The organism is Methylobacterium sp. J-001 (genome assembly GCF_022829565.1).
Classification (GTDB): domain Bacteria; phylum Pseudomonadota; class Alphaproteobacteria; order Rhizobiales; family Beijerinckiaceae; genus Methylobacterium.
Genome location: NZ_JAKSYN010000187.1, coordinates 1 through 9,788 on the forward strand (window position 1 = coordinate 1; position 9,788 = coordinate 9,788).

Sequence of the window (9,788 nt, forward strand, 5' to 3'; positions counted from 1 at the left end):
GTATGATTAGCGCAATACTAATCATTCGTTCAATCAAGCGCCGACCTAGTTTACTTTTATTGCTTCTATGAATGTTGCATCGCCCTGCTGATCGTCCTGGAGGGTCGGCAACGGTCGTAGTGCGAAAACCGCAGCGGACGATGTCGTGGGTGGGCGCGGCTACTGAACCGGGGACGGACCTCAACGCTTCCCTATAGCCGACGCGATCCTCCTGCGCTGAGGCACGGAGGATCCTCATGCGTATCTTCATTCTGGCCGCGCTTGCCGGTGCCGGCCTGGTTGGCTTCAGCCTTCCGGCCGCCGCCGTGCCGGCTGGCCCCGTAGCCGGTGTCTCTTCGCCTTCCGATATGCTCACCAACGTGCGAATGCGGCGTCATCGCATGCGGCGACCGTCGATGACCTGGGTGCAGCGGCGAGGGTCTCGGCGCTAACTCGATCACCGGCGGGCAGTAACGCCCCTGTCATGATCTGTCACATGATAAGCGCACGCCAGCCTCGGACTCCGCAGTGACACCTTTGTCCGAGACTGGAAGCCCGCCCGGTTCAACGGAGCGAATTTTTTCATGGCCTGGACTTTGCCCTGGGCGCCTGCTCGTTGATGAGACCACGAGCTAACTTTGCGGCGCGCTCTTAATGGGGTGCGCCGCCTCTTCCGTAGCTGCAGGTCGTTCAATCGTGACGCTCTCCGCGGGGTACCTAACAGCCTGATCGACAAGACGCGGACCGAACCAGGATGTCAGTGTCGCCAATCGTCATGACGCTGATGAGCTGCTCGCCGCGCTTCCAGAGCATCGAGCACGCCGCGGCTCCGAACGTCGCACAGGTCTCAGCCTCTGGGTAGGCTTCGCAGGTATCCTCGCGACGCTCGCATACTCGGCTTGACGGTGGCACAGTGGCAGGCCTCCAGCCGAGCTGAAGAAGCGAAGCCCGAGCATCAGGGTAGAGGGTGTTGGGTTTGAACTTTGGCACCGCCACCGGCTCGGCAGCCTACGCCTCACCGGCAGCGACGACGAGGGCGAGGGCGGCGAGGGCTGTGCGCATGGCGGCAGGATAGCTGCCACAGGGCGCCTGTCGAGATCGCAGCCTGGCGCCGCAGAACGCGCAGTTGGCGGTAGCTTAGGCGATGTCGCGGCGGCCTACGATGGCACAACCGCAGGGAGTTAATAATTTGCTACGCGCGGTCGTCATTCAGGCTGAGTCGCTCGCTTTCCACAACCCTCAGTAGCTGCAACGCTTTTACAAGCTTTGCCATTCACGCTGGCCGGGGATAAGGCGCACAATCGGCTGGCGTCCACTGGACCAAATATCTAGGTTGTGGTACGGCGCCGCCCCTCAAGGCGGCGCTGGAACCACCGCCTTGAGGACTGTCCGATGATAGGCAGGACCTTTATGGCTCGGATATCGAGCGCCGTTCGGGCGGAAGCCCGTTCCGAATGGCTGCGCGTTGTAAAAAAGACGGTCGGACGTTTTGCGCGTGGGAACATCTCCGCTCAGAACGGCCGTATACTCATGCCCGATGAGCAGCGGAGCGAGACAGATCGTGCCCGCGCCATCAATTCTAAGTGGCGAGATCGGGTGCGCAGTGCGCGCTAGGGTGCTATAGGCTCGCTCCCTCCGCTCCGCCCCACCACAACCAATGCTTGATCCTGAGCTTGATAGGTCCCTTGTGGGCCTCATCACACAATGGAATATTGCCGAGCAGCGCATCAAACGCGCTGAACAAGTTCGTGGGAACGAGATTGTTGCGGCGGCTATTTTCGAGCTACGCTATGCTGGTCGAAAAATTATCGACTCGATTGAGATCGTTCTGAATTTCGACATTGCTAATGACACTGAAAAAAGGTCGCGGGTAGCTAATTATCTGGCAGACGCCACAGAAGACTGCGTCAAGTCAAAGCATGACGCAATTGATGCAATGCTGAATTTCGTAACTAGTTGGTTTGATGAGCTTGAAAAGAAGGTTGGCCCCAAGCGCCTCCACGAAACTTTTCCTGATTACCTGGAAGTTTTGGGGCTGATCTCAGGTATCCAGGAACAAATCGCTGAGTCCCGCTCCGATAGAAACAAGCTACGAGACGCAATATATAACAGAATTGACGGAGATGACTACGAAAGAATATTAAAACTATTTGTTATCATGAAAAGTTCAAGTGAGCGAGTGGCTCTAATTGCTCGGAAAGAGCGGCAGAAAGAAAATACAGATCGCAACTGGAAATTGACCATGCTTCTCGTTGCTTTATCTGGATGGGCAACTTTGCTTATAAATCAGTATAGAAATAATTCATTTCCTTTCACGGTGGAACAAGAAGCGCCCTATAATTCGGGTCAGCGGTCAATAAATCCCAGTAAATCTGGGCCATTATAATTGAGATATGTGCGCTATCGAGCGTAACTTTCACTATGACTGATTTGACGCCGTGGATTGACGACGACCACTTCGCGTTCAACGCCTCTTTCACGAGGCAGCGGATGGGTCATTGCATCGTTCTGGTAGTAGTGGTCGCGCCGAACGATGCGATCCCGTCCCTCTCTACGGCCTCTGCGAACGCGCAGTAGGCGTCCTGCTCCGTCGCGAACCGCTCCTGCCATTCGGTGCTGCCGCTCGACATGTGTACGACGGCCAGCTGCCAGGGATCCTGCGTACCCGCGAACCGATAAATCTCCACGTCGACCGTCTCATCGTCGCGGGTGAACGATCCCGATAGTGGGGAGTGCTCGAATTCACGATCCTCGTCGTTCATTGACGAGCCCGTCATGGGAGCGGTCGCTGCTTTCGGTGCACGTAGGACGCCATGACGGCAGCGATCAGGATGGTGGCGACCACGATGTAGGCCATCTCGACGAGACTGACGACGAAGTCCCCCGGCCTCACTACGGCCAGCCACACCATGAACAGCAAGCCCGCGATCGGCACGCTGAGGGCCAGGACGCTGATCACGAACACCAACCAGTGCGGCATCGCTTTGGGGTGATGTCGTGCAGACTGTTTGTCGTTGCTGATGCGCGTCATAGCGCCTTCCGCTCCCGGAACCGGATCCCGGCCCCGCCGCCGTTCTCGGGGATGAACTCTAGGCCGGGGGTCATGGTCGGTAGGGGCTCGCTAAGCTTCTTGGCAGCCATCTGAGGATCCCTCATCGCGCGACCTTGAGGCTGCACAGGCGTCATGGTCAAAAGGCGATGGCCAGGTGGGTGAGTGTCCAGCCAGGAGCCTGCAAAGTTCCGCACGTCCGGTTCGACTCCGGGCCCCGGCCTCCAACCATTCCTACCCAACATCTGGCTCGCTCGCACAAGCCTATGGTGTCCGCGGCATCCCAAGTGAGACGCCGGTCGCAGCCATTAGGTTATACTGGGCGCAAGGAGCGCCAGACGTGAGCGAGAGCCGAAGGAAGGACAGCGCGCATTCGAAGCTGCGGCAGCGGCTGGCCGAGACCGATGACCGGTGCATCTACTGCGATACGCCCGTCACAGCCGAGACCATGCACATAGAGCACATGCCGCCCATCGGCATGTTCAAGGACCAGCAGCGGCTAAAGGGGATGGAGTTCGCAGCCTGCAAGTCCTGCAACAACGGGACACGCGGGGCGGACACGGTCGCAGCATTTGTCGCGCGCTTCTCCCCCAGGCCGGGTGCGATCGATTGGCGACTGGTAGAAGCTGCTCGCCTTCGGGGATCCCTGCGGACGACCGCTCCTGGTGTTGTGGAGGAGTTCGAGCGCTTCCAGGAAATTGTCGTTGTCCCCGGCCCTGGTGGCATTATGCGTCGGATGCTTCAGACGCGTAGCGGGCCACGGACAGACGCCTACCTCGCCGTGTTCGCGGCGAAGCTCGGGATGGCCCTGTTCCGAGAGCACTGCGGCTACGGCATCCCGATGATCGGGGGCATGAGAACCGCATTTTTCCTCAACGCAGGCCTGGCGTTCGAGACGGCGAAATCACTCGTCAGCATCATGCCGCTCGACAAGAAACTCGTTCAGGGCAGGCAGCACTCCAACCCGCAGTTTATCTATCGGTACAACACCGACGATTTCTCGATAGTGTTTGCCCTAGTTCAATTTCATGAAGGACTTTACGTCTGCGTCATGGCCTGCGCGGACTGGGAGATATACGGTGGGTTGCCGTTCCCAGACCTATTCAAGCGAGCCTATCCAGGCAAACTCATTGAAATGCTGCCGCCACCGCTGACTGGCTACAGGCCTACGGCATCGGGGCTGGTCGTCCCGAGAGGGTGGCGTAGGCGGTGATCATCACTAGGCCGAGAGAGAGAGCGTTGGCTGATCGCCGAGTCTAGTGCTCGACCTGCGTCCCGTCCGCTCGGTTCCTGAAGCGAACGCCAGCGCCGCCCCCGTTCTCCGGGGTAAACTCTATCCCGGCATCCCGCAGCGCGCGCTCGATCCCCGCCAGGTTGTTGTGGCTGGGCACACGCCGGCCCCTCTCGAAATCCCTGATCGTCGACAGCCCGAGATGCGATGCCTCGGCGAGCTGTTCTTGCGACCAATCCAACAGAGCGCGCGCGGCGCGAGACAGGGCAGGGGTAAGCATGAGCGCAGGATAGCGCGTCATATTTTTTCGTCAATCAACCACCAAAGGCGTTGACAGGCGACGGTCATATCAAAAATCTTATTTTCAACGAAATCATATGACAGGACGCCTCGATGTCCCACCGCACCGTCTCCTGGAACACCCTCTCCCGCGGCCTGCACGACAGCCGCCCGGCGATCGCCCCCGGTCTCCTGTCCGCCAAGGCCCGCATCGACATGACGGTGCGTACCACGCGGCGCCCGCTGTTCACCGCCGGCCAGTTCGACCGCGGCGCCATCATGTCGGCCGCCGCTTCCGCCGCCCGCGCCCATCAGGAGCGGTTCGGCGGCACCTGGGCCGAGGCCATGTCGGTCTGCCTCACCGCCGCGTGGCGCGCCGCCAAGATGGCCCGCCACATGGCCGCGCACTGAGGAGCCGCGCAGATGACCGCCCGCATCAACCGCCGCGCTCTCGCCGCCGGCCTCCTCGCGGCCAGCGCTGCGCCCGCCGCGGCCTCGACCCCCTATTTTGCCAGCAGCCCCGCCCTCCGCGGCGACAACACCGCCCGCCTGCCCGACCACGCCGCGCTCTGGTCCCGCATGCCGCTGCCGTTCACGCCGGCTGAGGCCTGGCACCTGCTGTCCCCCACCACGCAGGCCGAGATCGGCGCGGATGGCATCCTGCTCGGGTCCATAAGTCCACTTAAACTCAATGGAGTAAGGGCTTGCACTTATCGTCCAAATTCAGGATGGCCGCTGCTGTACGAGGAATACAAGGATCTTCCGACCGAAAAAGCAGCCCGTGCCTGGGTCGAGCATCGGATCGACACGCGCGTATCGACAGAAACAGAGCAACCTAGCATCACGCTGGGGTCGGATGCGCCGCCATGACGACGGCGGCAACCGCGTTTCTGAACGTCTTCTCCTGCGGGCCGGCTCGGTTCGCGACCTCCGCGAGGCTGATCGTCGAGGCCACGAGCGCGGCGACGTCGAGGCTGTGTCCGCTGGCGAAGCGGTAGGGGCCAGCCGCGGGGTCCCGCATGTACAGATCGATCGCCGCGACGATCTCGTGGCTGCTGATGCGGCCGGTCCTGCGCAGGTCGGCGACGGTCGGAAGTCTGCCGTGCATGGTCGCGCTGATCATTCCCTGACGTTGACTTAACCGTGCCGTCCAGCCGACATGCCATGTCCGGCTGGCGCGCGCTCTGTGCGAGTCGCCGGGAGCATCAGGAGACCACGCCGCCGCAAGTCGACCCCTGAAAAGCCAACGGCCCCCCAGTCGCCAAACTGGAGGGCCGTCGAAATCAAAAGGGCCTGTGAGGCCTGCTGCAACTCCTCACAAGCCATGAGACGCCCCCGGGCGTCAAGTCGGAACGCCAATTCCGACGACGATGAGGCTTTGCCTTGTGGACCGGACGCCCCTGGGGCGGCCCGGAACGACCTGTTGCGGCCCTTTCACGGGGCCGAGGACCATGTTTGCCGACGAGATCCGCCGCGCCATCGAGGCCGCGACCCGAATCACCCTGCCGTCCGTGACGGCGCTGCTGTGGCGCGCCTACGGGGAGGGGAAGGTCACAGAAGCCGAGGCCGAGAGCCTGTCCGGGCTGATCGAGGCGCGGACCCTGTCCGCCCCACGGCGGGGCGATAACCTGCCTGCCAGTCAGGTTTTGCGCTCCCCCAATCTGGGGACCGCCCATGCCGAGGATCCCGGCATCGCCCAGGATCGTGTAGGATCGCCCAGGAGGGCCGTCGGCTCGCGCCCGCGCACGGATGCCTCGATGGAGCGCCGTCGTCGTTGGGCCGCCTCGGGGCGGCTTCCACCGGGGCTAGCGGCCCGGTTCACGCTGGCCGAGCAGGCGGTCCTCGCCCTCGTGGCGGCCGAGGTCGCCCGCCGGAAGGACTGCCGGCTGTCGATTGAGAACATGGCGGCCGTCACCGGCGTGTGCCGTTCGACCGTGAAGAACGCGATCCGCGAGGCCGCACGGTTGGGCCTGCTGACCGTCGAGGAGCGCCAGATCACCGGCTTCCGCAACGACACGAACATCGTGCGCATCGTCTCGCCAGAATGGCTGGCTTGGCTGCGGCTGGCTCGGGCGCGAGACCCACTATCCAAATCTGGATCGTCCTCGCTCGCGTCACTTGCCCAAGGGGAAGGGGTCAAAAGCGTAACCAGCACGGCTACTGAAGTTCTAGCCCTGTCAGAATCGGGGAAAACAGGACCGAAGAAATGCTGCCGGGGGGCAGCGGGCGACCTCGACCGTTCAGGCAGTTCCCGAATCGGCGCGGGTCGTAGAGCGGGCTGAGCTATGCGGTGAGGGTCTGCCGGCGTGCGATATGACGAACAGCGGCGGTCAACCGTTCAGCTATCGAAGGAATCGCGAGCGAGCTCAGTGATGCGTCCAGCGCGGGCCCGGACCCGACCCCTCCGCTTCCGTCGGAGCGTCGTTAACGATCTTCGGAATCGTATCCGCTTCGCTCTCGTTGGGCTGCTGGTTCTGATCGGACTGCACGCCGCCGCGATGGTCGCCTTTGAGGGCCTAAGCCCAGGTGAGGCCGTGTGGCTAACCTTCACCACCATCACCACCACTGGCTACGGCGACCTATCCGCCAAGTCGCCGGCTGGTCGGGCTTCCACCATCGTCCTGATCTATCTCTCGGGTATCTTCCTGCTGACCCAGGCGGGCGGTGCGTTCTTCGAGTTCCGAATCCTCAGGCGTGAACGCAAGCGTCGGGGCGAGTGGAGGTGGGATATGCGCGACCACATCGTGTTCGTGAACGCTCCGGCCGACGAGCCGGGTGACTATCTGCGCCGCCTCCTCGATCAGCTGCACCGTTCGCACGCTAATTTCGCCGGCGTGCCTTCCCTGATTCTGACCGAAGCCTTCCCGGATGGCTTGCCACCCGACCTCGAAGACGATCCGCTCATCGTCCAGCTGAAGGGTCGCTTCGATGATCCCGCCGCGCTTGAAGCTGCGGGTGTCGATCATGCCCGAGTACTCGTCATCCTGGCCGAGCAAGAGGGTGAACGCCTGTCCGACAGCCGTACCTTCGACATCATCCACCGCTTGCGTGAGCGGGGTATCAAGGTGCGCATCGTCGCCGAGTGCGTCGACGACCTGAACCGGGATCGCCTGAAGCGAGCTGGGGCTTCGGCGATCGTCAGGCCCCTGCGCGGCTACCCTGAGATGATCGTCCGCGCGATCGTCGCGCCTGGCACCGAATGGATCATCGAGCGTCTGTTCTCCAGCGAGGGTGACGAGTGCCTTCGCTTCGACGTCAAGATCACCGATATGGTCTGGGCGGACGTCGTATCGGCCATCTTAAACGAGAACTTCGGCACACCGGTGGGCTACGCGGATGTCCGGGGCGAGCCGCACAGCAACCCACCGCCGCACACTGCCGTCACAGGCGAGGCCTTGTTCGTCTTGGTCGATGAGTCTCAGAAGCCGAGCAGTGCCTCGCTCCAGAGATTGCTCGACCGGCTGGCCGGGGGCAGGGCCGCGTGATGACTGCGATCATGGAACGCCACGCTCGAACGGTAGCTCGTCCTGTCCGCTCTGCGTGTCGCGCCCGCTGCGATGATCGAGAAAGCGTAGCACGGGCGTCACCGTCACCCCGTGCAGGATGATGGATACCAGAACGGTTAGCCCGGCTGTCGCCCAGAGCAGGTCTGGCGCCTCGAACCGCGCGTGGTTCAGCGCGAACGCGAGGTAGTACATCGTACCGAGGCCGCGGATGCCGAAGAAGGCGATGACCGCCTTTTCATCGGCCGGCAATCCCGAGCCGAGTAGCCCAATCCAGCCGCTGAGCGGGCGCACGACGAGGAGGGCGAGGACGACGAAGCCGACCGCCGAGAGGCTGAGGCCATCGAGTAGGCCACCGGCCGCGAGCGCCAACCCGAACCCGACGAGCAGGACCATCATCAGCAGGCGCTCAAGTTCCTCGGCGTAGGTGTGCATCTTCTGATGGTAGTCATGGCTGTGATGAGAGGCGCGCAGCGCGAGTGCGGCAGCGAACACACCGACGAAGCCGTAGCCGTCAGCGACCTGTACGACCCCGTAGGTCAGGCAGGTCGCCCCGAGAGCCACGAAGCCGTCGCCGGTGCGAGACAGCTTGGAGGCGTTCGGCAGGTGGAAGATAAGCCAGCCGAGACCGCGTCCGATCAGGCCTCCGAGAGCGGCTCCGACGACGATCTTCCAGATCACGTCGATGGTCAGCCAGTGCCCCAGCGGCAGATCTGTGAAACTGCCGGCACCGGCGAGTACGATGGCGAGGTTGACGAACGGGAAGGCGAGCCCGTCATTGAGGCCGGCCTCCGAGGTCAGGGCAAAGCGCATCTCATCCTCGCCCCCTTCTGTGGGATGTCCGACCTGGACATCGGAGGCGAGGACTGGATCGGTCGGGGCGAGGGATGCCGCCAGCAGCAGAGCCGTCGCGGCACCGACCCCGAGGAGTGCCCAGGCGAGCATTGCCAGCGCTAGGATGGTCAGCGGCATGGCGATGCCCAGCAGCCGCCAAGTCACGGCCCAGCGGCGCCAGCCGATCAGCCGGTCGATCTTCAAGCCAGCCCCCATCAGCGAGATGATGACCACACCCTCGGTCGCATGCTCGATCAGTGATAGGTGTTCGGAAAGCTTCAGGGGCAGTCTGGCAACTACGGGCAGCAGGGATAAGGCTGCACCGGCGCCGACACAGCAGATGGGCAGGGACAGCGGTAGCGCTCGGAGTACCATCGGCAGCCATGCCGTCAGCAGGACCAGGACACCGAACCCGGCGAGGACGACGACATAGGTTTCCATCGTAGGGCGAACCAATCCTGGATCGCACTGTTCCGTGTTTGGCCCACTATTCGTATCGAGGACACCGCAAGGCGTGCAGCGGGCAAGCTCGCGATGACAGGCGAGCGTGAGCCAGTTCCTTACGGGTCGCCCGTGAAGCCTCGAGCGTCGGTGCGGCGGTGGAACTGGACGGCGGATAGCGCTCGTGCACTTCCCGCACAGTTGCAGCGTTGCCGTGCGATGACAGCCTTCGAATTGATCCGCGCATTCGCCCACGATGCCACCGTCGGCATCGTCGTCACCGATCCGATGATCGAGCCACCCGGGCCCATTATCCTCTACGCCAACGCCGCCTTCGGCCGTCTCGTCAGGCGCGAACTCGACGACATCATCGGGCTCAGCCCCCGGTTCATGCAGGGCAAGGAGACCCGCCGGGAGACGCTCGACGTGTTCCACCGCGCTCTGGCGGCGGGCGAGCGCTTCCACAGCTACC

General features: G+C 62.7%; 11 protein-coding genes, 1 tRNA gene and 1 pseudogene. 8 read left to right on the plus strand and 5 right to left on the minus strand.

Features of this window, described 5'->3' with window-relative positions; translation table 11 throughout:
- Positions 1-1,666 precede the first annotated feature (1,666 nt).
- Complete coding sequence (locus MKK65_RS22500) at positions 1,667-2,365, plus strand: hypothetical protein (protein WP_243960289.1); 699 nt, start codon at positions 1,667-1,669, stop codon at positions 2,363-2,365.
- A gap of 109 nt (positions 2,366-2,474) precedes the next feature.
- Here MKK65_RS22500 and MKK65_RS22505 read toward each other — a convergent pair whose 3' ends face one another.
- Both MKK65_RS22505 and MKK65_RS22510 read right to left on the minus strand, forming a co-directional pair.
- A complete protein-coding gene (locus tag MKK65_RS22505; RefSeq protein WP_243960290.1) occupies positions 2,475-2,741 on the minus strand; it encodes a hypothetical protein in 267 nt (88 codons plus the stop codon).
- Between the two features lie 11 nt (positions 2,742-2,752).
- Positions 2,753-3,010, minus strand: coding sequence for a hypothetical protein (locus MKK65_RS22510; RefSeq protein WP_243960291.1), 258 nt, complete (start codon positions 3,008-3,010; stop codon positions 2,753-2,755).
- Between the two features lie 169 nt (positions 3,011-3,179).
- Between MKK65_RS22510 and MKK65_RS22515 the strand changes: the two genes are divergently transcribed.
- Positions 3,180-3,255 (plus strand) — tRNA-Cys (locus MKK65_RS22515).
- A gap of 113 nt (positions 3,256-3,368) precedes the next feature.
- Positions 3,369-4,241 (plus strand): HNH endonuclease, encoded by an 873-nt coding sequence (locus MKK65_RS22520; RefSeq protein WP_243960292.1) that lies wholly within the window; start codon positions 3,369-3,371, stop codon positions 4,239-4,241.
- A 43-nt stretch (positions 4,242-4,284) separates the two neighbouring features.
- Here MKK65_RS22520 and MKK65_RS22525 read toward each other — a convergent pair whose 3' ends face one another.
- Positions 4,285-4,560 carry a multiprotein-bridging factor 1 family protein gene (locus MKK65_RS22525; protein WP_243960293.1) on the minus strand — a complete coding sequence of 92 codons (276 nt, stop codon included), beginning with the start codon at positions 4,558-4,560 and terminating at the stop codon, positions 4,285-4,287.
- 92 nt (positions 4,561-4,652) lie between these two features.
- Between MKK65_RS22525 and MKK65_RS22530 the strand changes: the two genes are divergently transcribed.
- Complete coding sequence (locus MKK65_RS22530) at positions 4,653-4,949, plus strand: hypothetical protein (RefSeq protein ID WP_243960294.1); 297 nt, start codon at positions 4,653-4,655, stop codon at positions 4,947-4,949.
- A gap of 12 nt (positions 4,950-4,961) precedes the next feature.
- On the plus strand, positions 4,962-5,408 hold the full coding sequence (locus MKK65_RS22535; protein WP_243960295.1) for a hypothetical protein: 447 nt from the start codon (positions 4,962-4,964) through the stop codon (positions 5,406-5,408).
- Here MKK65_RS22535 and MKK65_RS22540 read toward each other — a convergent pair.
- Entirely contained in the window at positions 5,380-5,661 is a 282-nt protein-coding gene (locus MKK65_RS22540; protein WP_243960296.1) for a hypothetical protein, read from the minus strand. The genes MKK65_RS22535 and MKK65_RS22540 overlap by 29 nt on opposite strands.
- A gap of 328 nt (positions 5,662-5,989) precedes the next feature.
- Between MKK65_RS22540 and MKK65_RS22545 the strand changes: the two genes are divergently transcribed.
- The gene (locus MKK65_RS22545) at positions 5,990-6,820 is read left to right on the plus strand and encodes a helix-turn-helix domain-containing protein (RefSeq protein ID WP_243960297.1); all 831 of its coding nucleotides are present in this window, start codon (positions 5,990-5,992) and stop codon (positions 6,818-6,820) included.
- A 90-nt stretch (positions 6,821-6,910) separates the two neighbouring features.
- Positions 6,911-8,023, plus strand: coding sequence for a potassium channel family protein (locus MKK65_RS22550; protein WP_279596907.1), 1,113 nt, complete (start codon positions 6,911-6,913; stop codon positions 8,021-8,023).
- Between the two features lie 9 nt (positions 8,024-8,032).
- On the opposite strand, the gene MKK65_RS22555 is transcribed toward MKK65_RS22550, so the two are convergent.
- Positions 8,033-9,316: a cation:proton antiporter gene (locus MKK65_RS22555; RefSeq protein WP_243960299.1), complete on the minus strand. Its 1,284-nt coding sequence runs from the start codon at positions 9,314-9,316 to the stop codon at positions 8,033-8,035.
- A 219-nt stretch (positions 9,317-9,535) separates the two neighbouring features.
- Between MKK65_RS22555 and MKK65_RS22560 the strand changes: the two are divergent.
- Positions 9,536-9,788 (plus strand): annotated as a pseudogene (locus tag MKK65_RS22560) (histidine kinase); the annotation flags it as partial.

Coding starts and splice junctions, on each gene's coding strand:
- MKK65_RS22505 (WP_243960290.1), bottom strand. CDS start 2,741: ATGAACGACGAGGATCGTGAATTCGAGCACTCCCCACTATCGGGATCG.
- MKK65_RS22510 (WP_243960291.1), bottom strand. CDS start 3,010: ATGACGCGCATCAGCAACGACAAACAGTCTGCACGACATCACCCCAAA.
- MKK65_RS22525 (WP_243960293.1), bottom strand. CDS start 4,560: ATGACGCGCTATCCTGCGCTCATGCTTACCCCTGCCCTGTCTCGCGCC.
- MKK65_RS22530 (WP_243960294.1), top strand. CDS start 4,653: ATGTCCCACCGCACCGTCTCCTGGAACACCCTCTCCCGCGGCCTGCAC.
- MKK65_RS22535 (WP_243960295.1), top strand. CDS start 4,962: ATGACCGCCCGCATCAACCGCCGCGCTCTCGCCGCCGGCCTCCTCGCG.
- MKK65_RS22540 (WP_243960296.1), bottom strand. CDS start 5,661: ATGATCAGCGCGACCATGCACGGCAGACTTCCGACCGTCGCCGACCTG.
- MKK65_RS22545 (WP_243960297.1), top strand. CDS start 5,990: ATGTTTGCCGACGAGATCCGCCGCGCCATCGAGGCCGCGACCCGAATC.
- MKK65_RS22550 (WP_279596907.1), top strand. CDS start 6,911: ATGCGTCCAGCGCGGGCCCGGACCCGACCCCTCCGCTTCCGTCGGAGC.
- MKK65_RS22555 (WP_243960299.1), bottom strand. CDS start 9,316: ATGGAAACCTATGTCGTCGTCCTCGCCGGGTTCGGTGTCCTGGTCCTG.